Source organism: Yersinia bercovieri ATCC 43970 (assembly GCF_013282745.1).
GTDB lineage: Bacteria > Pseudomonadota > Gammaproteobacteria > Enterobacterales > Enterobacteriaceae > Yersinia > Yersinia bercovieri.
Genome location: NZ_CP054044.1, coordinates 1 through 22,942 on the forward strand (window position 1 = coordinate 1; position 22,942 = coordinate 22,942).

Genomic DNA, 22,942 nt, shown 5'->3' on the forward strand with positions numbered 1-22,942 from the left:
GCCAGTTAATACCAACTCAGCATTAAAGCCCTCGCCGCTCAGGTACTCCCTCAACATCGTGCCCAGTTCTACATCATCATCGACTAACAAAATCTTCATTTTTAACTCTCCTGCCTGATTTCAGCTATTTTCATGCCTATTTGGTGCGCACGCAGCCAGTTTTACTCAATCCTTACATATTTTTGAATTCGACTTAACTCACACTCAGCGGCCTTGGCGGTAAATTAGCTCCCTGCATTTGGCTTCACCACTCTCTTCATTGTGGTTCAAGGATTTTTGATTAATTATGCTACAGGTTACCAAGTCAAAACGGCGTTTTATTGGGTTAGCGGTTGTGTTGCTGATGCTGGCCGGTTTGTTGCTCTTCAAATGGCTCTCTCCTGCGGAGAAACCCGGCTATATCACCGCAGCGGCCGAGATCCGCACACTGGAACAGAGCGTACTCGCCGATGGCACTATCAAGGCAAAAAAACAGGTCACTGTCGGCGCACAAGTTTCCGGGCAGATCAAAGCCCTGCATATCACCCTAGGGCAGCAAGTTGAAAAAGGCCAGTTAGTGGCCGAAATTGATGATCTTACGCAACAAAATGCGCTGAAAGACGCGGAGGAAGCGCTGAAAAATGTGCTTGCACAGCGTGCAGCCAAAGTGGCGACACAGCAGAACAACCAATTAACCTACCAGCGACAGCAGCAAATCCTCGCCAAGGGTCTCGGCGTCCGCGCCGATTTTGATAGTGCCAAAGCCACATTAGAGAGCGCCCAAGCTGAGATTAATGCGCTGGATGCCCAAATTGCGCAGGCTGAAATCGCCGTGAATACCGCCAAACTCAATCTCGGCTATACCAAAATCAGCTCGCCGATCACCGGGACGGTGGTCGCTATTCCGGTTGAAGAGGGGCAAACCGTTAACGCAGTGCAAAGCGCCCCCACTATTATTAAAGTCGCTCAGCTCGATACGATGACGATTGAAGCGCAGATCTCTGAAGCGGACGTGGTCAAAGTCAAAGCCGGTATGCCCGTTTACTTCACTATTTTAGGCGAGCCGGAAGAGCGCTTCAGTGCCACACTGCGCGCCATCGAACCCGCCCCTGACTCGATAAACGATGAAACCACCACCACAACATCAAGTTCGAGCACCACCACCACCACGGCCATTTACTATAACGGCCTGTTCGATGTGGCGAACCCGAACGGAGCACTGCGTATTTCGATGACCGCCCAAGTGTATATCGTGCTACATAAAGACGAAAAAGCCTTGGTCATCCCCGCCACGGCACTGGAAAATGATCACGGGACGTATCGGGTTCAGGTGGTGAGCAGCAACGGCAAAATCAGTGCGCGCGAGGTCACCGTCGGGTTAAATAACAATGTCGATGCTCAGATTCTCTCCGGTTTGCAGGCTGGGGAGCAGGTGATTGTCAGTCAGGCAAGTGCCGCCCCCGCCAACAATAAGGCCCAACATATCGGCCCACCGATGGGGATGTAACTGATGATAGACCTCAACCAAAGAAAGATTTTGCTGCAACTTGATAACGTGAGCCGCTGGTTTATTGCAGGTGAAGAGCGCGTCCGGGTGCTGAAAAACATCAACTTGACGATTTACAGCGGTGAAATGGTGGCGATCGTCGGAGCATCCGGTTCCGGCAAATCGACGCTAATGAACATTCTTGGCTGTCTGGACAAGCCCAGTTCAGGAGAGTATCTGGTGGCTGGCCGTATTCCGCAGCATTTGGATAGCGACACCCTCGCCGAGCTACGTCGCGAACATTTCGGCTTTATTTTTCAGCGCTATCATTTACTCAATGACTTAAATGCGCGGGAAAATGTTGAGATACCTGCTATTTACGCCGGTATCGATCGTGAAGAGCGCCGTCAACGCGCTGGCGATCTACTATCCCGTCTCGGCCTGGCTGACCGGCTGGAGTATCGCCCGAGCCAGCTTTCTGGCGGGCAACAGCAGCGGGTCAGTATTGCCAGAGCATTGATGAATGGCGGCGAAGTTATTCTGGCCGACGAACCCACAGGCGCACTTGATACTCACAGCGGTAATGAAGTGTTAAACATCCTTAAAGAGCTGCATCGACAAGGCCATACCGTGGTCATTGTCACCCACGATATGTCGATTGCAGAACATGCTCAACGGATTATCGAGCTAAGAGACGGCGAGGTGATTGCGGATAGAGCGGTGCAGCAGGCCGCACAACAGGCACAACGACTCCCCATAATCACGCCAGAAATAGCACCCAAAAGTGCTAAAAGAACCGTGCTATCGCCCTGGATGGCCCAACGTGACCGCCTCCGTGAAGCATTTAAAATGGCGACACTGGCGATGGCTGCACAGCGCCTGCGCACCCTGCTGACCATGCTGGGGATCATCATTGGTATTGCGTCAGTGGTCTCTGTCGTAGCATTGGGAAAAGGTTCGCAACAGCAAGTGCTCGCTAACATCAACGCCATGGGCACCAGTACGCTGGAGATCTTCCCCGGCAAAGATTTCGGCGATATGCGCTCTGCTGCCATCCAAACTTTGCGGGCCACTGATGCCGATGCATTGGCGAAACAGGGCTATATCCACAGCGTGACACCTGCGGTCTCCAGCAGTAGCACGCTGCGCTATGGTAATAAATCTGTCAGTGGCACCGTGAATGGTGTCGGCGAACAATACTTTATGGTGCGCGGCTATAGCATTGCCCAAGGGATGGCATTTACCCGTGCCAGCGTCGATGGATTGATGCAAGAGGCTGTTATTGATGAAAATACACGCGATAAGCTGTTCCCCAACGGCGAAAGTCCCTTAGGTAAAGTTATCCTGCTCGGCTCCCTGCCCTGCCGGGTAATTGGGGTTGCAGCCAAGAAACAGAGCGGTTTTGGCAGTGACGAGAATCTGAATGTGTGGATACCATACACCACCGCCATGAAGCGTATGCTGGGGCAAACCTATCTGCGCAGCATTACCGTGCGAGTTAACGATGATATAGATTTGGCGAATGCTGAGCAGGGTGTCACCAAACTGCTGGCCCAGCGTCACGGCGCACAGGATTTTTTCGTGATGAACACCGATAGCATCCGTCAAACCATTGAGAAGACCACCTCAACCATGACATTACTGGTGTCAATGATTGCCGTTATTTCATTAGTAGTCGGTGGTATCGGAGTGATGAATATCATGTTGGTATCAGTCAGTGAGCGCACTAAAGAGATTGGGGTTCGAATGGCGGTGGGTGCGCGAGCCGGTGACATTATGCAGCAATTCTTGATTGAGGCAGTCCTGGTGTGCCTGCTGGGGGGCGGGATTGGGGTGGTGCTGTCACTGGGTATCGGCCTGCTGTTTAGCCAGTTCAGCAGCAGCTTTTCGATGGTTTATTCGGCAACCTCGATCATCACCGCATTTGTCTGTTCCAGCCTGATTGGGGTGATTTTTGGTTTTTTCCCGGCAAAGAGAGCGGCGGAGATGGACCCTATCAGGGCGTTAGAACGAGAGTGAACTATTTTTACCGTCAGGATTTTTATTATTAAATGTTATGTCACCCAACCTGATCATAGGATCAGGTTGGGTTTTACCGGGTCATGGTAAAAGAAGCGCGGTTACTCAAACACCCCGGTCGATAAATACCTATCTCCGCGATCACAAATAATCGCCACAATGACCGCACCAGGGTTCTCTGCCGCCACGCGCAACGCCCCAGCGACCGCGCCACCAGAACTGACACCACAGAAGATCCCCTCTTCCGTGGCGAGTCGGCGCATGGTCTGTTCGGCTGAGATCTGCGTGATATCCAATACTTGATCCACTAATTCGGGGCGGAATATCCCCGGCATATATTCCGCTGACCAACGGCGGATACCGGGAATACTGCTGCCCTCAGCCGGTTGCAACCCGATAGTGATCACCGCAGGATTTTGGCTTTTCAGAAACTGGCTGACCCCGGTAATGGTGCCGGTGGTTCCCATGCTGGAGACAAAATGGCTCACTTTACCCGCCGTTTGCTGCCAAATCTCTGGCCCAGTGCCGGTAAAATGGGCGTAGGGATTATCGGCATTATTAAACTGATCCAGCACCTTGCCCTGCCCTGCGGCCTGCATCATCAACGCCTGATCGCGCGCACCTTCCATGCCCTGCTCGCGGCTCACCAGAATTAGCTCAGCACCATAAGCGCGCATCGCCGCCTGACGTTCCTGACTCATATTTTCTGGCATGAGTAATTTCAGCTGATAACCTTTCAGGGCCGCAATCATTGCCAATGCAATCCCGGTATTACCGCTGGTTGCCTCGATCAACACATCGCCAGGTGCAATCTCCCCGCGTAATTCTGCCTGCTGGATCATAGCGAGAGCTGCCCTATCTTTGACCGACCCCGCCGGATTATTACCTTCCAGTTTCACCCAAATTTCTGCATTCAGCCCTTGGCTTAAGCGTTGCAGTTTGACCAGTGGGGTGTTGCCGATGCAGTGTTCGAGGGTAGTCACATTCGTTACCTAACTTGAATTGATCTCAATAAAAGAAAAGGCGGCCATAAGGCCACCTGAGGTTGATGACAAACCTATTTTGTCACTCCGAAACTGGCGGGGCGACTGCACCGATGGGCGCTCCGACGGCTCACGCCGTTACGACCCATTCGGCACATCTCCCCGCTTATCAACTTTATCAGCAGTCTGAGGCGACCATAAGGCCACCTCTGTTTGCCACTTGCAGAAAAATTTATCAGGCGCTTTGGGCTAAAGCAATGGGTTGTAATAATTGATCGCCTGAATATAAGCGAGCATTCAATCCACCCACGTAATAGCGATTGCCGCGCACTGGGGCGTCGATATTACCCTCTGGCAGCACGACACTGATAGGATCTTGATGCCAACCAATAGGTTGCACTGTCAGTTGCCAGAAGTGACCGCGCGGGCTGACTTCAAGCACCTGTACCGGTAACGGGCAACGATCACTCGATTGGGTGCTGACCTCCATCTCCCATGGGCGCAGGAACAGATCCACACTGCCTTGATGCATCGGGGCTAAATCCAGCGGCCAGTGATGAGCGCCAATATACAACTGTGAACCACGGATTTCACCACTCAGGCGATTCACTTCACCGAGGAACTCCAGGACAAAACGGGTCGCCGGGTAGCGCCACACCTCATCTGGCGTACCGACCTGCTCAATATTCCCCTGACTCATCACCACCACTCGCTCAGCAACTTCCATCGCCTCTTCCTGATCGTGGGTGACGAAGACGCTGGTGAACTTCAGTTCATCATGCAACTGGCGTAACCAGCGGCGCAGCTCTTTGCGCACCTGTGCATCCAGAGCGCCGAATGGCTCATCCAGCAGCAGAATTTGGGGTTCAACCGCCAGCGCCCGCGCTAATGCAACGCGCTGTTTCTGGCCGCCGGAGAGCTGTGACGGGTAACGGGTAGCCAGATGGCCTAATTGCACCATCTCCAGCAGCTGTGCCACCTTCTGCTTGATGGCCACGGCATTTGGCCGCTCACGGCGCGGTAACACCGTCAGGCCGAAAGCGATGTTATCGAACACCGTCATATGGCGGAATAGGGCGTAATGCTGGAACACAAAACCCACGCGCCTATCACGAGCATGTAGGCGGCTGACATCAGTGCCGTGGAAGCTTAACCGCCCGGCGTTTTGGTTCTCTAACCCAGCAATAATGCGCAGTAAGGTGGTTTTCCCTGAACCGGACGGGCCGAGCAGCGCCACCATCTGGCCAGAAGGAATATCCAGCGTAATGTTGTTCAATACCTTGGTGCGACCAAAATACTTGCTGATATTATCAATCTCAATGCTCATGCTTTTGCTCCTGTTCGAGACGAACAACCTGACGCGCTAAGCGCCATTGCAGGCCGCTTTTCAGAAAAAGGGTCACTATTGCCATCAGGGTCAATAACGCGGCGGCGGTAAATGCCCCGGCGGTGTTGTAATCCTGATGCAACAACTCAACTTGTAGCGGCAAGGTGTAGGTCTCGCCACGAATAGAACCGGATACCACGGAGACCGCCCCAAACTCGCCAATCGCGCGGGCGTTGGTCAACACCACGCCATACAGCAGCGCCCAGCGGATGTTGGGTAAGGTCACCCGGCGGAACATCTGCCAGCCGGATGCGCCGAGCAGCACCGCGGCTTCATCCTCCTGACTGCCCTGACTCATCATCACCGGCACCAATTCACGTACCACAAACGGGCAGGTGACGAAGATGGTCACCAACACCATGCCGGGCCACGAGAACATCAATTGGATATCATGGGAGTCCAACCAGCCGCCGACTACCCCGTTAGAGCCGTAAAACAGCAAGTACATCAGGCCCGCGACCACTGGCGAAACAGCAAACGGGATATCAATTAGCGTCATCAATAATTGGCGGCCGGGGAAGACAAACCGGGTCACCAGCCAGGCCAACACCACACCAAACACCAGATTCACCGGCACGGTAATCAGCGCCACCAGCACGGTGAGCCAAATGGCGTGCAACATATCGGGATCGAGTAAATTCTGCCCCACCACCTCAATCCCTTTCGAGAACGCGGTGATAAAGATCCATACCATCGGGATCACCAGCAGCAGGAGTGAGAACCCTGCGCCGATGGCGATCAAGGCCCATTTGCCCCAGTTGATCGGCGGGCGGGCCACGCCGTTAAACTCGCTGATATCCGCCATCAGTGCCCACCTATCCGCCGACCAAAGCGGCTTTGTAACGTGTTAATACCAAACAGCAGCAGCAGTGAAACCGCCAAAATAACCGAGGCAATGGCGCTGGCTGCCGGGTAATCAAACTCCTGCAAGCGGATGAAAATCATCAGCGAGGTGACTTCGGTCTTCCAGGCGATATTACCGGCGATAAAGATAACTGCGCCGAACTCGCCCAGACTGCGGGTGAAGGAGAGTGCCGTTCCTGCCAGCAGTGCCGGCGCCAGTTCGGGCATCACCACCAGACGAAAACTCTGCCAGCGGCTGGCACCTAAGGTTTCAGCCGCCTCTTCGTACTCTGGCCCCAACTCTTCCAACACCGGCTGCACCGTGCGAACCACAAACGGCAAGCTGGTAAATGCCATCGCCACCGCAATGCCTAACCAGGTGAATGACACTTTGATACCCAATTCATTCAACCAGGCCCCATACCAGCCGGTGGTGGAGAACAGGGTCGCCAAAGTCAAACCGGCGACTGCGGTCGGTAAAGCGAACGGCAAATCCATCAGGCCATCCAGCAAGCTGCGGCCGGGGAATTGATAGCGGGTTAAAATCCACGCCATCAACATGCCAAAGAGCGCATTAAACAGACTCGCCACCCCCGCCGCCAGTAGGGTCACTTTATAAGCCGCGACCACCTGAGGGTTGGTTATCACCTCCCAGTACTGCGCCCAACTCATCTGTGCGACCTGCATCACTAACGCGCTGAGTGGTAATAACAAGATCAGGCAGGTGTAAAGCAGGCTGCTCCCAAGACTGAGGGTAAATCCGGGCAGAACCCGTTTACTGGATGCCGACAACATTACTGATGCCCTTCCGCTAACAATTTATCCAACACGCCGCCGGTGGCAAAATGGGTGCTCATCACTTGTGGCCAGCTACCGAATTGCTCCTCAACGCGGAATAATTTGGTATCAGGGAATTGGGATTTGGCCGCCTCCATCGCGGCTTTATCGTAAACACGATAGTTGAAGCTGGTGATAACCTGCTGCGCCGCTGGGCTGTAGAGGTAGTTGAGGTAAGCTTTGGCGGCTTTTTCCGTGCCATTTTTCGCCACATTTTTGTCTACCCACGCCACCGGGAACTCCGCCAGAATATCGACCGGCGGGACAATAACTTCATATTTGTCGCTGCCATACTCTTTGCGGATATTATTCACTTCTGACTCGAAACTGATCAGCACATCACCCAAACCACGTTCAACAAAAGTGGTGGTAGCACCACGACCGCCGGTATCAAACACCTGTACATTGTTCAGGAAGCGCTTCATCCAGTCGCGGGTTTTCGCCTCATCCTGGCCATTGGCCTGCTGTGTCGCGCCCCATGCTGCCAGATAGGTATAGCGGCCATTGCCGGAGGTTTTTGGATTTGGGAACACCAGTTTCACATCTTCGCGCACCAAGTCATCCCAGTTGTGGATACTCTTTGGATTGCCCTTGCGCACCAGGAAAGCCATGGTGGAGTAGAATGGCGAGCTGTTGTTTGGCAAGCGCGCCTGCCAGTCGGCCGGGATCAAGTTGCCGCGATCGTGCAAAATTTGCACATCAGTGACTTGGTTATAGGTCACCACATCGGCTTTCAAACCTTGCAAGATAGCCAATGCCTGCTTAGAGGAGCCGGCATGAGATTGCTTGATGGTCAGTTTGTCGCCCGGATTTTGCAGCTCCCACTGCTGCTGGAAGCCCGGATTCAACGCGGTGAATAGTTCGCGCGAGACATCATAAGAGCTGTTGAGCAACTCAGTTGCACAGGCGGTTGCACTGCCGAAAATTAACGCGCTTAATAAGGCAACACGAGTCCATCCATTTCTCTTCACTGAGGTCTGTTTCATTCTGCACCTTATTCACTGAGTTCATCCGGCAGGCGGGTTATAAATGTTAATACCGCCCTTAATATGTTCAGTGTATTTATAACTAGGCGCATACCTATAATGCTTTTATATACCGTTTAGTGATGTGCAAGTATCAAATGCTCTAAGCCAGTCACACCGCAGGTCGCCAGCCACTCCATTTTGCGGTTCTCTATCGATAAAAAAAGCCCAGCCGACCTGCACTGGGCATAAATAGTGGGCTGATTCTATTTTTGCGTAACTACACTGACATTAGTTGCACCAATAGCGCCACTAAATGGTTTGCCGTCGATAGCATCCACCATGCGCAAACCAGATGGTCGCACCCAGCGCTGTACGCGGGATGGCATATCAAAACCAATCAGTAGAATCACCACAAATGTCAGGCTGAATGAGAGCGAACCGAGCGCGGTGCCGAGACTCAGATGCTGAGCAATGGATGCCCCGAGAATGGGCGCTAATGCCCCACCCAGTGCGCCGACGTTGTAGGTAAAGCCCAGGCCCGCTGCACGTTGTTCGGTATCGAAATAGCCACCCAACAGTTTGGGCAGTAATCCGGCAATCCCCTGCCCCAACATCTGTTGTAGGAACAGTAAACCACCAAGAAACACGATGCTGCTGCCCTGAATGGCGAATAGCGGAATAATCAGTAATTGCGAAATCAGCAAGCTGGTCACATAAGCTTTGCGGGTGCCTAACCAATCACCGAGGAAGCCGCCCACACAGCACCCCACCGCCGCACCAAAGCCACTGAAAAATAATATATTGCCGACCGTGTGCGGGTCATAGCCTAGATCCATTTTCAGATAAGTGGGTAGCAGTGCCTGAATCGGCCATGAGTAGAGGAAGGCGCAGAACACCACTACCATCAGCATGACACCTGTCGGCCAGCGCTCACCGCTGGTTTGAATCATAAAGTAGACGAATATTGCAGCACAAAGGATACCCAGGATCACCACCACGGGAGTCGATACCATGCCGGTAAAGCAGGCGTAGAGCGCGGCGGCGGCAAAGATGGTCAGGCCGATATTCAAATAACTCAAGTTGCTGCGATAGAGAATATCCACCATATGTAGCGCGGCGATTTTTTTTGCATAGATTAGCGACCATTTTTGCATAAGGCCGCCGCGCGATAATCGTCGATTTTGCACAATGCAAAATAGAACGTTAGAAATTTCGGATGATTAACTCGCTGGCCTGCTTCTTGTTGTCCCCTAATGAGTATTTCAGGCTCACAGTGTCGATATGCAGTCCCTTAAAGACGTCCCGCATCTCAGGGATATCATTGACTGAAATTATCATATTCCCTTGAATAGAACGCGCCAACTGAGCCATGTGGCTGTATTGATCAAGCCCGAATTCAACACCGTAGCCACAGGTCTGCCAGTAAGGGGGATCTAAATAGAATAGTGAATGCGGGCGGTCATACTTTTCAATGCAATCAGCCCAGCCGAGGTGCTCTATCATCGTACGAGACAGCCGCAGGTGTGCCGCTGATAGCGTCTCCTCAAGGCGCAACAGATTCAATCCCGCAGGTCTGGTGGTTGAGGTGCCAAATGTTTGGCCATCAACTCTAGCGCCAAAGGCTGTCGTTTGCAGATAGTAAAACCGCGCCGCCCTCTGTATGTCAGTGAGCACCTCAGTTGGTGTGGCTTTCGTCCACTCAAATACCTGACGGCTGGTTAATGCCCATTTAAACTGCCTGACAAACTCCTCTAAATGGTTCTTAATCACTCGATAAAGGTTGATTAATTCCCCATTGATATCGTTTATGACCTCCACTTTCGATGTTTCTTTGAGAAAATAGAGAGCCGCACCACCGCAGAACGGTTCGACATAGCATGTATGCGAAGGGAATAGTGGCAAAATATGTTTCGCCAACCTCCGTTTACCACCAACCCAAGGGATTATCGGGCTATTCATAAAATATACACCTCGTTTTATAATTGGTTTAAATGATCGTTTTTTAATATTTGATCGGCTAAATCGATCAAATATTATTGGGTATTAAAAAAGCCGCGTTCGCAGCTTTTTTAATACCATCTAGGCTAGTGTTTATTCTGGTGGTTGCGGAAACTCAATATCTGGCGCTTTTGATGTATCGATGCGGTTCAGTAAAACGCGGTAAGTTTTCCACGCCGTAAGCTGCTCTTTATCGTCATCCGTTGCCATGCCGGTATCTACCGCATCTTGTAACGGTGCAATTTTCGCTGCGGCTGCATTCAATAATCGGGTTTTCTTTTCTTCCGCTTCCTGCACTGCTGCGGCCTTTTGCAAGACTTTATCCGTTACCCATTTCGCGCCGTTCCATTTGTCGTAATAGGTTTGCGGAGCCAGTAACGTCAATATGTCCGGCAACTCACCAATAAAGCTGATTTCTTCTGGTTGACCGGTTTCAGTGCTGTATGCAGTCTTGCCGCGCAAGTCGTCAACTATTTCCCATGCATTGCCAGTATCGTTTCGACGCACGGCCTTATCTGGTTCGGTGGGTAATACAGGCGAGTCAGCATAACCGCTAGCGGGCAAGCTAACGCCCAACGGTAGGTACTCATTATTGACGCCGATAAACTCTTGCGATTGGGTGTCTGCACTATAAACGGCAATCCAGCCAGCACGAATAGCGAGACCATTTGCTCCAATCTGCGCGGTTGGGATATCTAGTGAATATTTAGTCATTATATGGCTCTCACGATGTAGTTAAATGCAATATTTTTCATGCGGTTTTCATTTGCAGTGGGAACGACACGGGAGGCATCAAACTTAGCTCCCTGCACAGTGCTCCCGCCAACGACTTGCCCACCTTGAGGTACTGAAACATCCAGCCGCGTGAAAGCACCTGAGAAGTAACTTGCCTCCGCGGCTTTCCCGCCTGCGGGGGCGTAGATACCCGTAATGTTTCTAATGGCATCATCCTGAAACGACAGCAATACTCGTCCCGCGTCTACCCCTCGTCCGTCGTCCCAGCCTCTAATGGCATTCCCGCGCATGTCGGGGAGTACACCTGATGGGTATCTCAGGGCTAACCGCGGGTAAGTTGATGTGCTAAAGGCAGCGCCGTTACACTTCAACCAGCCAGCGGGGACACTGGACAGGGGGTGAGGCATTGGGATACCAATCAGTTGTTCTGTCAGGAAAGTGTAAAGAGTGGAACCCCACAACGTACCGTGGATATTACCGTCCACTGTCAATGTTGCATGGCCTTCTGCGCGGCCTTCACCCGCAACAACATCACTTTTTGATATAATCCGCCCGCCTCTTACATCACCAACAATATCGCAGCGGCCATCTGCGGCAATGTTGGTTTTTGCAATGAGACTGCCTTGTGCGGTAAGGTTGCCTGCCAATTGAACATTGGCGTCGGTGGTATTAATAAATGGCAAGGTAATATCTTTGGTACCATCAAAATCTACCCCACCGATTTTTCTCGCTGTGGCCAGTTTTGTGGCGGATGCTGCTATGCCATCGATTGGCAATGAAGCATCAAGCGCGGCCTTGACAGCTTTCGGTGTGGCCGCTAACGCTTCGCTGGTGCTGCTAGTTGAGTTGCTTAACTGAACAATCCCTTTTTGGGTGGTAGAGGCGATCGGTAAATCAGGCGAACGATCTGTAATTAGGTTTAATATTGCCAGTAATAACTGATTGGTTTTATTTTCATCTATTGCCATACCGGCTTCAGTTAATACAGATAATAATTCTTGCTGGGTATTTCTAATACTCCCCTGAGCGTTGTTCAGCCATTCAGCTGAAACAATCGTTCCTTGCTCACCCGTTGCCGGGTTACCGTCATGAAATGCATTGTCAGGGGTATTAATCGGCGGCATGATATTCTTCATTATCAGCTCTCCTGGTAAGTAAAATAACAAAAAGTATGGGCTGGCTTGAGATTGTTAAATACAGTTTCAATCACCGTGTCTGAAAAGGAGGATAAGCGCTCACCCGCAGCCGATATGCCCGCTCTAAATCTGAATGTTTGGGTCTTTGAACCGAACACATTCACCCGCCAGACCCAGATAACCTCAGGCGTCATGAGCGTATCGCCAGCCCGATTAATCCCCGCCCTGAAGGGTTCCAACTCATCAATGGTTATCTGATATCCGGCGCTGGCCGCAATGCGTTTAAAATAGGGAATACTGAGCCCACCAGACTCTGACAGTTTGATAAGCACCACTTGCAAACGTTGCTGATAGCTGGCTTCCGGCTCAGCGGTAATCTCCAGCACGCGCTCCCAATCAATCAGCAAGCTATTGGCATAAAAGGGAGTGACGCCCCCTAATACGGCATTAGCCAACAGTGAAGCGGTATCAAGTGCGCTACCTTCGGCCTGCATTTCAGCATTGATCTTCGGCTGCTGAGAGTCATAAGCCACAGGTGGTAGCAACAGACCCATCAGGGTTGAGAATTTCATAGCAAGGCCACTGTGATCGTGCCGACACGTAGCCACTCGACAATAGCGTCATCGACTTGTGGGATCACATTATCAACGGGAGTGATTATTTTTCTGTCAGTGATGCCTGTAATAAACGAAACCAACATTTCAGCCTGACTGCGAATAAAGGTTTCACCGGGCATCAGGCGATTTATATAGTTATTTAACGCCTCTTTAATTAACGCTTCTGCCACATCAAAAGTAATACCGCTTAATGTGACTTTAACTTCGATATCAAATGTCTTAATCGTCGGAGCCATGACCAATGAACTCTTGGCTGTTACCGGACGAACGTCATCAATATGAAGCTGTGTATCGGCAATAATGGCTTGGGATGGCAAGCCATCAGCAGAGGTGATCACAATATCAACGGTGCCTAAGCCACGGCGTAATGGATAAACAAACGCTGCCGTTACGCCAGTAACCTCCAGCGCCCAGCGTTTGTAGTCATATTTATTACCGCCAGCAGGAGGGCGACGAATAATATCGAGCAACCGCGCCAGTAGGTCTTCCGGGCTTTCTTGGTCAGTTCCCCCGCGCATAACGCCAATGATAACAGTGCTATCCACCCCATCTGGCGTTGATGACAACGTGCCCGACATCACCTGTGTCGTGTTTCCGGCTGAGCCTGCAATAGCGGCCTGCGCGGCCACGGTTAACTTGCCATTAAGCCCGATAGTGGCCTGCTGAGTGGTCACAAATGAGAGCGTGTCACGCGTCACGGTTAATCCACTGACTACGGTGGCATTAGGCTCACCTGTCAGGTCAATCGTGCCGGTTGCGGTATTGGCGGGCTTACGAACGATGCCCCGCGTCCGACAATGCAACTCCAGAAACTCAATATCCGCCGTGTCGGGGAATATCTGACGCACTATCCAGCCTTGATCCTGATAGATCCCCGCCGCACAACTGGCCACTGAGGAGGCACGAATATAGTAATCACTGTTTTCAGAAATATCGGCATCAGCTAATAAGTTACGTATATCGCGTAAGATATTGGAACGAATAGTCTCGACGGTGGGTGTAATATGGGGCATCAGGCAACCCTCACTTGATGGCGAAACGTTTCTGATTGATTGGGGGCGGTTTCCACCACGACATGCAGTAATAACCAGCCGGGCATTAATCGGGTCGCTGTCACCGTGATCGCGGTGGCGCGATTATCATCAATCAGGCGCTGTAATGCCTGTTCAGCATATTGGCGAGCCAGAGTGTAAACACGTGGGACATCTTTCTCGCGAGCCAGCTCATGCAAACGTGAGCCCAGCGAGGTATCGGCCCACCATGTGCCTAGCGGCACCATCAGGCACAGGTAGACGGCATTGGCCAGCGTATTGATATGTTCGCCAGTGTAGTCGCGGGTTGAAGGGTCAATTAGCATGTCCATGCCGCCACTATGGCGGCACAGAGCAAGAAAATTCAGGTGAAGAGGTTCAGTGGGTTAGGCTTTGGCGTCCGAGGTATTACCGCTCATACTGTCAATGTGATGATGTCCGGTCAGAGATATGTCACCCGCTTGCACATCACCCTCGGTGACGTAGTTGCCTCCGGTCTGTTCGATATTACCCTCAAATGTTGCCCCAGTGCCACCCTTGATGGCCATACCGCCATTGCCCGTGATTTTAGCCTGGGCGGTCACTTGTTCACTGGCATTCACCATTGGGGTATTGAAATCAGCCTGATTCTCAGCATTGACCTCATAGTTCTTGCAGGTCACGCGGTAAATATCACATTCAACATCAATGATGCGGCCCCGTTTCAATACGATTTTAGCCCCCTCATCGGTATAGAGCGCCACTTCCCCGGACTTGAGCCCCTGGAGCCGATAAGCACCATGCTCAGTGGCAATCACGATGCCATGAGAAGTGGCTCCACCCAGAGGTAATATCACCGCCATCGTGCCGGGTAAGGGATTGGAGGTAAAACCGTAATGCTGGAACAGCTCATTATCCTGTAGCTGCTCTCCAGCCAGCGCTCGAGCCTGTACGGTTTGAATCTGTCCGTCACTGTTAACCCGCGTTAACACCGCCCTAAATGCCTTTCGAATGCGGTTTAACGCGGCATTAATCCGACCATCAACACTATTCCACATCGACTATCCCCAGCTCTGTATTTTTCTTACTCTTTCTTTTCCGGCCTTTTTTCTTTTTCGGGAAGGCATCCGGTATCCAGACCCCATCCTCTTTTAACCGTAAGGTGGTGGTCTCGCCTTCAGGACGGCCCCCGATAAATTCACGGCCCATCAGGAAGAAAATAGCATCAATCCCATGGGGTTCACTGCGCACATGAATACGCTGTCCGGGCTCCCACAATACGCCATCAGAAGTACGGTGTCCGGCGACGACGCCCGTTAAGCTGTATCCCGCTAGACGCGCATCCGCCATCGCCTTACGTCCGCGATAGCGCACCTGATCCAGATTGTCAGCATCACCCACCACCATAATTTGCGGACGGTAATACGGCACTGTCGGGTCTTTTATCACGGCTTTGAGGCCGTGTGTTCCTGTCTCAGCCGTCCCCGTCTCATTGCTGAAATCATCGTCCTGATTATCGTCTGGATCGTCACTGGTCGCGCTTTGGATGCTGGCACCCTCAACATCCACAATACCCAAGTTAGCAGAGGATTTAGACCCCTGAGCATGGCCCTGCGCCAACACCGTGAGTTCGGAGAATGAACCGTTAATAGATGCGTTATCGTTCAGTGACAGCAGGTTATTACCTTCACCGTTAAATTGCATAATCAGCGTGGCCACTGGGGGCGCGGTGTAATCCGGCCCGCCGACTACCAAGGTGCCATCAGGCTCAAACCATGGCCATAAGCCTCGGCCCGCAGCTGCACGGACTAACGCATCCCAAGCGCGTTCACCGGGTTCGATACTGACCTTATCGTTACGGATGGCACTCTCGGCATTAATCCGAATCTTTGTGATGCCCAGTGGCCGCACGATATTGGCGATCACTTCTTCCAGCCCCAACTGGCGGGAGGTGAAGATAGGCGCGGTACAATCCACCAGAATGGCTGCGCCATCACGCCCCGACAACGAGAGGGTGCATTGTTTGCGGGCGATGTTTCGCTGGATACTGTCGATACGGCCCACCATCACGGTATCAGCCCCAACCTTCACCTGTACGGGGACACCGCGAGTAATACCAGTGGGAAATACGCCATCTGGCAGGCCCAGAGAAACAGACCAGGCATCGGCGGGGATCAGGAAATCAGAGTCAATCTGATAGCGGCTCCACGCGCTGTGGACTTTGCCATTAATTAGAATACTGACGCGGTTGTCCTGCTCTTTGTCAGATGGCGTAGGCATGGAGCATATCCCCCGGCTGAAGGTTGTTCGGGTTGCGCAGTTGAGGATTCAGACGTTGTAACTCGACGGCACGACGATAGTCACCGTACCAACGGTGAGCCACTAAATGCAGGTTGCTGACGCTATCAACCCGCCGCTGTATCAGCGGTGGGCGGGTGGTTATCATGTTGGCGGCCAACTGTTGCACGGCCAGCGCCATCTCTTTTAAACCCTCTACCACAGGTTGCCATGCAATACCCAATGCGGTGGGACTTGAGCTGACCTCTTGCGTGGCCTCAGCATACTGAGTTCGATGCTGGTCAATAGCCGCTTGGATAAACTGGCGGGTATCATTAGCAATACGTTCAATCTCAATGGGTGACAGCAAACTGTTGATGTCTTCATTACTGAAGATATCAGCGGCGTCCAGTGCCAGTTCGCCAGCCACCACGATAGTGACCATGGCAATCAGCTCAGCAATATCGGCCACCGATGCCCCAGCTGGCATATCGACGGGCGCAGTTTTTTCACCGGATATCAGTGCAGCAGGTAAGTTGGCAATCTCAGTCAACTGGCGATGAGACTCGCCCCAGTCAGACATCGTGGCATTGGTCTGACTGATTGCGCTGGCCGCAGAGACGCCGCTGCTGCCACTGGAGGTAGCATTCTGTGAGGTCAGGCTGACCGCACTTTGCAAGTCACTCATAAACGCACCGGGGTATTGCACAAAATCAGTGGTACTGCCGACAAATCCGGTTATCTCACCGCGAAAAATGAGCAGCATATTGAGTGCCGCAGACGCCAGCGCCTTAGATTTTGACATCAGTTTCTTAGCATCACGTAACGGGGCCATTGCCTTATCCATCAGGCTCTGCTCGGCATCCATCAGCGATTGCACCTGATTAAAAATGACATCCGCCTGAGCGGTAGGATAGTCCTGACTAAAAAAGGGGTTCCCCGTTTTTGACTCAAGAAACACCAGTTCAACGGTGCAATAATCTACGTTTTCGGCATCGTGACTGACCTGACACTCCAGCGGTTGCATTTGAGGCATTGAGCCGTAGATGGGGTGGATCAGCTCACCTGCGCCACGCTTATCCAGTTCCACAATAAAAGACTGCAACCGACTATCGTAATCATCCCCCCAGAATAGGGCTGTCATGCGGATGTTCCGCGCCTTGCGGCCCATATCCTGCACATCAGCCCCATCAATATAGGGATACTCATGCTGTGCCGTATCGCGGCTCCACGTATCGCGGGTGTTGACCACATCAAATTTCACCCCACGAAACGAGGCATCTAACATGCTATCTGACCAGCTCATTGAGGACTCCCGGTGGGGCCGCGCACGGCTTGTGTACCATTGTGGTCATTGACAATCTCAGCAAGTACACGTCCATCGACCTCTAATTTAGTGGTGACCTGGATGGGCTGATTCTTTTGCCCTTGCTGGCCAGCGGACAGATAGGACGGTACGCCAAAGCCTGCGAGGTTATTGGCTTGCGCATTAAAGGGATTAACATCGGCGGTAGTGATGTTGGATGGAACAGAGATTGAGGAGCCTTTTTTGCTGAATCTGTCCTTAACGACTGACCAGGCTAAATCAACAAATGAATACCCCGACGTGCCGGTTGATATGGAATCCACTTTCTCGGACATATTTTTCTTGGCAAAATCTTCACGCAATGCATCTCGCACGGTAGAGATGGCGACAGAACCTGCGGTAATATAGAGCAAAGGCACGGCAATACTGTTACCCGCCATTTTCCCGAGCGTACCAGGTGCACTAATCCCCCGTTACCTGCTGGGCCAGCGCCACCACCACCCATAAGGAAGCGAAGACCGGCAAATGCTGCTGCCGCTGCGCCCATAGCCTTAATACCATCAGTTGCACCGACAACGGCTGTTGTGAGCCCAGGGTATTCTTTAGAATAATCGGTTAGGTTTTTGGATAATGTGCCGAGAATATCTGAAAGCGGCTTAATGGCATCCATCTCAGCAAAGTCTTTCGCATTATTAAACTGCTCAGCTTTAACATCATTGGCATTAGACATAACTGAGAAACTAACATCCCCCGCGCCTTGTCCGGGTTTTACGTCTCGTTGTTCATTTGACTCTTTAATAACATCTTGGACATATTCTTTATTTCCGCGATACCCTAATAGCCCTAATAGCGCTTGCTGGTCGGCTATGATGGTACCAATCGCTGAGCCTTCCAATATTTTGGACATTGACTCCAGCACTTGCTTGCGCTCTTCACCTTTAGCTGTTTTTAATTTAGCTTCCAATTTTTGGTACGCAGGGTCATTGGCGACTACTTTATCGACAATCCCCATAAAGGCATCTATCGGATTAATGCCTTTTTCTTTAGCCGCAGCAAGACTACCGGGTAAATCAATGCCTTTGCCATTGTATTTTATTCGAGCAGCGGCATTCGCCGCATCTTTACTGTTAATCTTTGCCAGCAAGTTAATAACATTAGTGCCCGCCTGGCTGCTGGAGCCTGATGTTATCGCTGCCCCCTGATTAACGCCAAGCAAAGTAGCATAATCATCCAGCCCACTCATGCTCAAATTTTTGGCAAGAGCGAGTTGCTCAGGTAGCGCTTTCGCCATATTAGCTAGTTCATAAGAACCTTTTTGCCCCGCAACAATACTCATGTTTAACGCTTTTTCGACATCCTCATCCTTAATATCAAAAGAGCGCTTCAATGCGATCACAATGTTAGCCAGGTCTTTTGGATCAGCCCCGGTTGCGGTGGCGTATTTCTGAATAACAGGTAGCAATGTTTTAGCGGAATCCATCTCAACCGCACCGGATGCCAATAGCGTATCCAAGGTATCAGCCGCTGATTCTTTTGTGCCACCGCCTACAGTCACCGCATTTCTGATGACACCACCAAGCTCTTTTTTACCCTCCAGTCGACCTTCAACGCCTCTCTCTGCATAAGCTGTATTGGCCATCATGGCTACGCGGCGGTCATAACTCATCTGGTTACGAACCGGCTGAGCCAATACCGCACTGGCGGCAGTAATACCACCCACCACGGCTGCTGCACCCGAGCCCAGCATTCTAGCCCGCTGTAAGCCTGTCATGCTGTGGTTAGCGCCATTCAGTTCATTCTTTAGCCGACTGACTTTATCGGTCATGGCACTGAATGCGCGAGCCTGCTCATTAGCAGACATCACACCACTGCGGGTTAGGCGAAGATAGGCGGCTTGAGTTTGTTGGATTTCGCGCTGAATATCCTGCTCAGAACGCACACCCAATGTGGATCGGGCAGATGCCTGGCGTTTCAATTCAGCTTGTAGACTACGGGAGGCTTTAATACCCTTTTCAGCACTCTTTGAGTCGGTATCACCCAACTTCTCAGAGGCTTTCGCTGCATCGGCGGTTTGTTTTACCGTATCTTGCAGGGTCTTTTTGAGTACTTTAGAGGCGTTATCGCGGGCGAATAACGTCAACGCCAGATTGAGTCCACGTGACATTTATCGTCCCCGCTTTTGTCGTTTGGATTTAACCCGCTGGGTAGTGGTTACCTTGTTATTCCCGGCTGACGTTTTCTTGCCATTCAGCCGGGCCAATGCGTCAAGATGACCATCTAACTCGGTGTGGGTCATTGCATTTATTTGTTGCTCACTGACTCCGTGTTTACCGAGGACGAGGGTAATAAGTCGGTATCCGGCAAGGAGCTGTTCGTGGGCAAGCGCTTTTTTTTAATGGCGGCAATATGAGCATCAATAATATCGAAATCATCATCGGTTAATTCATTCAATAATAATTCCGTGGTGATATCTTCTTTTGCCAGATTGCCCAGGCTAATTAATGCTGACGCAATAATCGCCACTTTATAATACAACTGTGCAGCCGGGCCTTCTGTCGTACCTTGAGAGTCCTGAGTGTCGGTTAATGCGGTAATAGTGTCTTTTACTACCGGCAACCGGATAGAGAACTCACGGTGAATAACCTCACCAACTGCAACCCCGAAAACTAAAAGCCCTTGTTCCGTCATTATTCAATTACCTCACGCAGAGCATTCATTGTGATATCAATCATGGCTTCATTATCCACAGTGTATTTCGCGCCGGTTTCTGTTGTGAAGCAGTCCAGATAACTGGTGCGTTTACCACCGCTACCATTGAGCGGGTATTGCGTGACTTTGGCATTCTCAATAGCAGCCCAGTCAATGTTGCCATCTAACGGAACGACAGCAGAAAGGCTGAGTTTGTATTCCGCAATGCCCCGACTAAAGCCTTTGGCTCGTCCGGTCTTGTTCATGGTTTTAACTAACTTACGGCCCGTGGTGATATCGACATTCAAGGACGTGACTTCAATTTCTCGCCCGTCGATTTCCAACACAATCGAGCCCACATATTCATCTGCTGCCATGGTGATGGCTCCTTACAGTAAGAGGTCAATGCGGCCAGCAAAGACATGCAGGCCATTAACGATATCGACAGGAATTGCAGCGTTAAGTCGGTTGTCGTCCTGTGAATCTCGTTCAACAATCAGACCAGATTTGTTCGCGCTGACCTCTTCGACTATCTCCAACTCTTCCAGTTTTATCAGCACGTCCAGCAATTCACTGCGTACCTTTGGCCCCGTTCTGGCGCTCAGCTTGTCGCGAGGGAAGCGCAAGTCGATACGCTCCCGGCAGGCTTTACGCACATAATCCAGGGTACGAATGGTGGTGATATCCAGCAAGGACACATCCGGCGTTCCTGCAAGGTTTTCGGTATAGGTGCTGATAGCACGGACGATCTGCACGGTATTGCCGGGGCCGACTTCAAACGGAGTTAACCCATTATGCAACGCGTTTTCCTGCTCATTACGCCCTGGGCGGTCAGCAAGTGCGGTCACATCCAGACTGCTCATCACCAGCGTATTGAGTGGCCGTGCCGGGTCTTCTTCACTCGCAATGACCGCCGCGTAAGCCGCTGCGATTTGACTGGGTAATTTAACTGACCCGTTATGCCAGCCCAACGTGACACGCCCACCATTGATATCCCCGCTCAGCGTGGTGCCAGTAGATAAGGACTTAGCCCAGCCTGCAACACCGAGGGCTCCGCGCTGCTCTAATGGCCCACCGACTTCATCCAGGTGGTTACGCAACGCCGTTAATGCTTCTGGTGTTGAGTACGGACAAACAAGGATGTTATGGCCAGCAGCAAAAACAGCCGCTAATGCGGGTGCAATATCAGGGTCAACTTCTCCCCCAGCCATGGCAGTGATAGCGGTGGTGACACCCGTCGCCGTGGATTGGGCACGTAATTTGATATCGTTACCCAGCGCACCTTTATGGCGGCAAGTGAGCGTGATAACGCCTGCGGCAGCAACAGCGGTCACAGGTAAGCTGGTCTGACTGGCCATCGCAGCAATCAGATTGCTAGCAATCTCAGTAGGGGTATCTGTCGCGGCCACGGCAGCATCAATGCGAATATTGCCAACCGACAGACTGACCACGCCGCTGGTCGCCGCTGTACCCGTCAGGGTTAATGTTCCTTTAGCAGCCTGACCTGCTGTGGCATCCGATACACCGATAATCTGCAATTGCAGATAGCGATTACTGGTAATGGCATCGATGGCCATCAAATGGGCTTGCGAGCCATAACCGAACAATTCAGCGGCCTGCGTATCTGAAAATACACTGGTGGCCACAAGCGGTAACGCGCTACCTGTTGACAACATCTGGCCGATAATCAAGACCAGTTGCTGATTGCTGGGTAACGAGCGAACCGCCAGCCGGGTATTGAATTCAAAGTATTTACCCGGTTTTCGGATACTCGACGGGATATTGTCAAAAGCAATATTAGGACTGTCCACGGGATGCCTCCGCTTTGGTTTTGGCTTTCGGTTCAACTGTATCGACAACGGTCTCTGTCACCGGCGCATCTTCAGTCGTAGGGGCGGCTTTACTGTCCTCCACTACAATCAGGTCACCGGTGGCGATTTGACGCAGGTAATAGGCGGTATTGGGAACATCTACCGTTTCGCTCTCGATGTATTTTCGGGCGTTGTGTTGGTATGGAACACGAACCCCTCCAACGGCTTTAACTTTCAGTATGGTCATGATGAATAATGTCCTCAGCATCCGGTGAGAGTGGGGTCTGCGGGATGTCATAACGAATATGAGTGGTAAGCCAGTCAGCATCCGGCTCGCTTTGGCTGCCCAGATAGCCGTTAAAGATACTGTCAATGGAATCAGCAGGCGGATTAACAACAGGGAATAAGCCATTCTCCAGTGCCTCTTCAATCCAGTAAGTATCGAACTCGCAGGCGAAAACAGACAACGCCGCATTATCCACTTTGGTGTTAAATAAGGTGCGAACGCGCCCAGGCACCAAATGCGCAATCCTGAGTCCCAAATCCTGACCGGATAACAAACGGCGCACGGCCTCGACCATTTTATAGGTACCAACCTCTTCCAATCCGGGGCCCCCCTGGCGCGTTGCTTCCTCGCTGCGCACGTTACGCTCCCCAACAATCACCACAAAGCGCCCATAGGTTTTGTATTTACGCTTGGTGATACTGGTGTTTTCAGTCTTCTGGATACCGCCGAACGTCACCCAAGCAGCAGGTAAACGGCGGTTAACTTCAGCGGGTTCTCCGTCCATTTCGCCCCCGTAGGAATGAACCCCTTTAACCATGTGGCCCATTCCCTGGCGTAACCGTTCACAAATGGCTT

23 protein-coding genes and 2 pseudogenes are annotated in these 22,942 nt (G+C 51.7%); 2 read left to right on the forward strand and 23 right to left on the reverse strand.

Translation table 11 applies throughout. The features are described 5' to 3' along the window. Positions 1–99 (reverse strand): annotated as a pseudogene (locus HRK25_RS20110) (DNA-binding response regulator); the annotation flags it as partial. A 187-nt stretch (positions 100–286) separates the two neighbouring features. On the opposite strand from HRK25_RS20110, the gene HRK25_RS00010 reads away from it, so the two are divergent. Both HRK25_RS00010 and HRK25_RS00015 read left to right on the forward strand, forming a co-directional pair. After that, entirely contained in the window at positions 287–1,486 is a 1,200-nt protein-coding gene (locus HRK25_RS00010; protein ID WP_005277625.1) for an efflux RND transporter periplasmic adaptor subunit, read from the forward strand. A gap of 3 nt (positions 1,487–1,489) precedes the next feature. Next, entirely contained in the window at positions 1,490–3,484 is a 1,995-nt protein-coding gene (locus tag HRK25_RS00015; protein ID WP_005277626.1) for a MacB family efflux pump subunit, read from the forward strand. A 101-nt stretch (positions 3,485–3,585) separates the two neighbouring features. Here the strand turns inward: HRK25_RS00015 and cysM are convergent, their stop codons facing one another. The 22 genes and pseudogenes from cysM to HRK25_RS00125 all read right to left on the reverse strand — a co-directional run bounded on the left by cysM (position 3,586) and on the right by HRK25_RS00125 (position 22,913). Beyond that, positions 3,586–4,467: a cysteine synthase CysM gene (cysM, locus tag HRK25_RS00020; RefSeq protein WP_005277627.1), complete on the reverse strand. Its 882-nt coding sequence runs from the start codon at positions 4,465–4,467 to the stop codon at positions 3,586–3,588. A 235-nt stretch (positions 4,468–4,702) separates the two neighbouring features. Continuing rightward, positions 4,703–5,794, reverse strand: a complete 1,092-nt coding sequence (gene cysA, locus HRK25_RS00025) for a sulfate/thiosulfate ABC transporter ATP-binding protein CysA (RefSeq protein ID WP_032898589.1) — start codon at positions 5,792–5,794, stop codon at positions 4,703–4,705. Further along, entirely contained in the window at positions 5,784–6,659 is an 876-nt protein-coding gene (gene cysW / locus HRK25_RS00030) for a sulfate/thiosulfate ABC transporter permease CysW (RefSeq protein ID WP_005277629.1), read from the reverse strand. The genes cysA and cysW overlap by 11 nt, the downstream gene beginning before the upstream one ends. Next, positions 6,659–7,492 (reverse strand): sulfate/thiosulfate ABC transporter permease CysT, encoded by an 834-nt coding sequence (gene cysT, locus HRK25_RS00035; protein WP_032898590.1) that lies wholly within the window; start codon positions 7,490–7,492, stop codon positions 6,659–6,661. The genes cysW and cysT overlap by 1 nt, the downstream gene beginning before the upstream one ends. Next, positions 7,492–8,520 (reverse strand): sulfate ABC transporter substrate-binding protein, encoded by a 1,029-nt coding sequence (locus tag HRK25_RS00040; protein ID WP_005277630.1) that lies wholly within the window; start codon positions 8,518–8,520, stop codon positions 7,492–7,494. The genes cysT and HRK25_RS00040 overlap by 1 nt, the downstream gene beginning before the upstream one ends. Positions 8,521–8,765: 245 nt before the next feature. Next, positions 8,766–9,611, reverse strand: a pseudogene (locus HRK25_RS00045) (MFS transporter); the annotation flags it as partial. Positions 9,612–9,705: 94 nt separating this feature from the next. Then, a complete protein-coding gene (locus HRK25_RS00050; protein ID WP_005277632.1) occupies positions 9,706–10,461 on the reverse strand; it encodes a DNA adenine methylase in 756 nt (251 codons plus the stop codon). 132 nt (positions 10,462–10,593) lie between these two features. After that, positions 10,594–11,214, reverse strand: a complete 621-nt coding sequence (locus HRK25_RS00055; protein ID WP_173361753.1) for a tail fiber assembly protein — start codon at positions 11,212–11,214, stop codon at positions 10,594–10,596. After that, positions 11,214–12,371 carry a phage tail protein gene (locus HRK25_RS00060; protein WP_005276886.1) on the reverse strand — a complete coding sequence of 386 codons (1,158 nt, stop codon included), beginning with the start codon at positions 12,369–12,371 and terminating at the stop codon, positions 11,214–11,216. The genes HRK25_RS00055 and HRK25_RS00060 overlap by 1 nt, the downstream gene beginning before the upstream one ends. A gap of 2 nt (positions 12,372–12,373) precedes the next feature. Continuing rightward, positions 12,374–12,943 (reverse strand): YmfQ family protein, encoded by a 570-nt coding sequence (locus HRK25_RS00065; protein ID WP_032898435.1) that lies wholly within the window; start codon positions 12,941–12,943, stop codon positions 12,374–12,376. Then, positions 12,940–14,001, reverse strand: a complete 1,062-nt coding sequence (locus HRK25_RS00070; protein WP_005276880.1) for a baseplate J/gp47 family protein — start codon at positions 13,999–14,001, stop codon at positions 12,940–12,942. The genes HRK25_RS00065 and HRK25_RS00070 overlap by 4 nt, the downstream gene beginning before the upstream one ends. After that, complete coding sequence (locus HRK25_RS00075; protein ID WP_032898434.1) at positions 14,001–14,351, reverse strand: phage GP46 family protein; 351 nt, start codon at positions 14,349–14,351, stop codon at positions 14,001–14,003. The genes HRK25_RS00070 and HRK25_RS00075 overlap by 1 nt, the downstream gene beginning before the upstream one ends. Before the next feature lie 54 nt (positions 14,352–14,405). Then, complete coding sequence (locus HRK25_RS00080; protein ID WP_032898433.1) at positions 14,406–15,056, reverse strand: phage baseplate assembly protein V; 651 nt, start codon at positions 15,054–15,056, stop codon at positions 14,406–14,408. Continuing rightward, positions 15,046–16,278 carry a phage baseplate assembly protein gene (locus HRK25_RS00085; protein WP_032898432.1) on the reverse strand — a complete coding sequence of 411 codons (1,233 nt, stop codon included), beginning with the start codon at positions 16,276–16,278 and terminating at the stop codon, positions 15,046–15,048. Before HRK25_RS00085 ends, HRK25_RS00080 begins: the two co-directional genes overlap by 11 nt. After that, positions 16,262–17,581: a DNA circularization protein gene (locus tag HRK25_RS00090; RefSeq protein ID WP_032898431.1), complete on the reverse strand. Its 1,320-nt coding sequence runs from the start codon at positions 17,579–17,581 to the stop codon at positions 16,262–16,264. Before HRK25_RS00090 ends, HRK25_RS00085 begins: the two co-directional genes overlap by 17 nt. Beyond that, the gene (locus tag HRK25_RS00095) at positions 17,578–17,904 is read right to left on the reverse strand and encodes a hypothetical protein (RefSeq protein WP_173361754.1); all 327 of its coding nucleotides are present in this window, start codon (positions 17,902–17,904) and stop codon (positions 17,578–17,580) included. The genes HRK25_RS00090 and HRK25_RS00095 overlap by 4 nt, the downstream gene beginning before the upstream one ends. Further along, positions 17,856–19,745 (reverse strand): phage tail tape measure protein, encoded by a 1,890-nt coding sequence (locus tag HRK25_RS00100; RefSeq protein ID WP_173361755.1) that lies wholly within the window; start codon positions 19,743–19,745, stop codon positions 17,856–17,858. The genes HRK25_RS00095 and HRK25_RS00100 overlap by 49 nt, the downstream gene beginning before the upstream one ends. A gap of 137 nt (positions 19,746–19,882) precedes the next feature. Continuing rightward, entirely contained in the window at positions 19,883–20,269 is a 387-nt protein-coding gene (locus tag HRK25_RS00105) for a hypothetical protein (RefSeq protein ID WP_005276860.1), read from the reverse strand. Continuing rightward, the gene (locus HRK25_RS00110; protein ID WP_032898430.1) at positions 20,269–20,646 is read right to left on the reverse strand and encodes a hypothetical protein; all 378 of its coding nucleotides are present in this window, start codon (positions 20,644–20,646) and stop codon (positions 20,269–20,271) included. Before HRK25_RS00110 ends, HRK25_RS00105 begins: the two co-directional genes overlap by 1 nt. A 12-nt stretch (positions 20,647–20,658) precedes the next feature. Next, positions 20,659–22,080 carry a phage tail sheath C-terminal domain-containing protein gene (locus HRK25_RS00115; RefSeq protein WP_032898429.1) on the reverse strand — a complete coding sequence of 474 codons (1,422 nt, stop codon included), beginning with the start codon at positions 22,078–22,080 and terminating at the stop codon, positions 20,659–20,661. Next, positions 22,067–22,327 carry a DUF2635 domain-containing protein gene (locus tag HRK25_RS00120; protein WP_032898428.1) on the reverse strand — a complete coding sequence of 87 codons (261 nt, stop codon included), beginning with the start codon at positions 22,325–22,327 and terminating at the stop codon, positions 22,067–22,069. Before HRK25_RS00120 ends, HRK25_RS00115 begins: the two co-directional genes overlap by 14 nt. Next, a complete protein-coding gene (locus HRK25_RS00125; protein ID WP_254451385.1) occupies positions 22,308–22,913 on the reverse strand; it encodes a DUF1834 family protein in 606 nt (201 codons plus the stop codon). Before HRK25_RS00125 ends, HRK25_RS00120 begins: the two co-directional genes overlap by 20 nt. Positions 22,914–22,942: the final 29 nt, after the last annotated feature.

Excerpts from the sequence above, each read along its gene's own strand:
- HRK25_RS00070 (WP_005276880.1), bottom strand. The coding sequence starts at position 14,001 with ATGCCCCATATTACACCCACCGTCGAGACTATTCGTTCCAATATCTTA.
- HRK25_RS00105 (WP_005276860.1), bottom strand. The coding sequence starts at position 20,269 with ATGACGGAACAAGGGCTTTTAGTTTTCGGGGTTGCAGTTGGTGAGGTT.
- HRK25_RS00075 (WP_032898434.1), bottom strand. The coding sequence starts at position 14,351 with ATGGACATGCTAATTGACCCTTCAACCCGCGACTACACTGGCGAACAT.
- cysA (WP_032898589.1), bottom strand. The coding sequence starts at position 5,794 with ATGAGCATTGAGATTGATAATATCAGCAAGTATTTTGGTCGCACCAAG.
- HRK25_RS00120 (WP_032898428.1), bottom strand. The coding sequence starts at position 22,327 with ATGACCATACTGAAAGTTAAAGCCGTTGGAGGGGTTCGTGTTCCATAC.
- HRK25_RS00110 (WP_032898430.1), bottom strand. The coding sequence starts at position 20,646 with ATGGCAGCAGATGAATATGTGGGCTCGATTGTGTTGGAAATCGACGGG.
- HRK25_RS00100 (WP_173361755.1), bottom strand. The coding sequence starts at position 19,745 with ATGTCACGTGGACTCAATCTGGCGTTGACGTTATTCGCCCGCGATAAC.
- HRK25_RS00125 (WP_254451385.1), bottom strand. The coding sequence starts at position 22,913 with ATGGGCCACATGGTTAAAGGGGTTCATTCCTACGGGGGCGAAATGGAC.
- cysT (WP_032898590.1), bottom strand. The coding sequence starts at position 7,492 with ATGTTGTCGGCATCCAGTAAACGGGTTCTGCCCGGATTTACCCTCAGT.
- HRK25_RS00040 (WP_005277630.1), bottom strand. The coding sequence starts at position 8,520 with ATGAAACAGACCTCAGTGAAGAGAAATGGATGGACTCGTGTTGCCTTA.
- cysW (WP_005277629.1), bottom strand. The coding sequence starts at position 6,659 with ATGGCGGATATCAGCGAGTTTAACGGCGTGGCCCGCCCGCCGATCAAC.
- HRK25_RS00080 (WP_032898433.1), bottom strand. The coding sequence starts at position 15,056 with ATGTGGAATAGTGTTGATGGTCGGATTAATGCCGCGTTAAACCGCATT.
- HRK25_RS00015 (WP_005277626.1), top strand. The coding sequence starts at position 1,490 with ATGATAGACCTCAACCAAAGAAAGATTTTGCTGCAACTTGATAACGTG.
- HRK25_RS00065 (WP_032898435.1), bottom strand. The coding sequence starts at position 12,943 with ATGAAATTCTCAACCCTGATGGGTCTGTTGCTACCACCTGTGGCTTAT.
- HRK25_RS00060 (WP_005276886.1), bottom strand. The coding sequence starts at position 12,371 with ATGAAGAATATCATGCCGCCGATTAATACCCCTGACAATGCATTTCAT.
- HRK25_RS00085 (WP_032898432.1), bottom strand. The coding sequence starts at position 16,278 with ATGCCTACGCCATCTGACAAAGAGCAGGACAACCGCGTCAGTATTCTA.
- HRK25_RS00050 (WP_005277632.1), bottom strand. The coding sequence starts at position 10,461 with ATGAATAGCCCGATAATCCCTTGGGTTGGTGGTAAACGGAGGTTGGCG.
- HRK25_RS00090 (WP_032898431.1), bottom strand. The coding sequence starts at position 17,581 with ATGAGCTGGTCAGATAGCATGTTAGATGCCTCGTTTCGTGGGGTGAAA.
- HRK25_RS00055 (WP_173361753.1), bottom strand. The coding sequence starts at position 11,214 with ATGACTAAATATTCACTAGATATCCCAACCGCGCAGATTGGAGCAAAT.
- HRK25_RS00010 (WP_005277625.1), top strand. The coding sequence starts at position 287 with ATGCTACAGGTTACCAAGTCAAAACGGCGTTTTATTGGGTTAGCGGTT.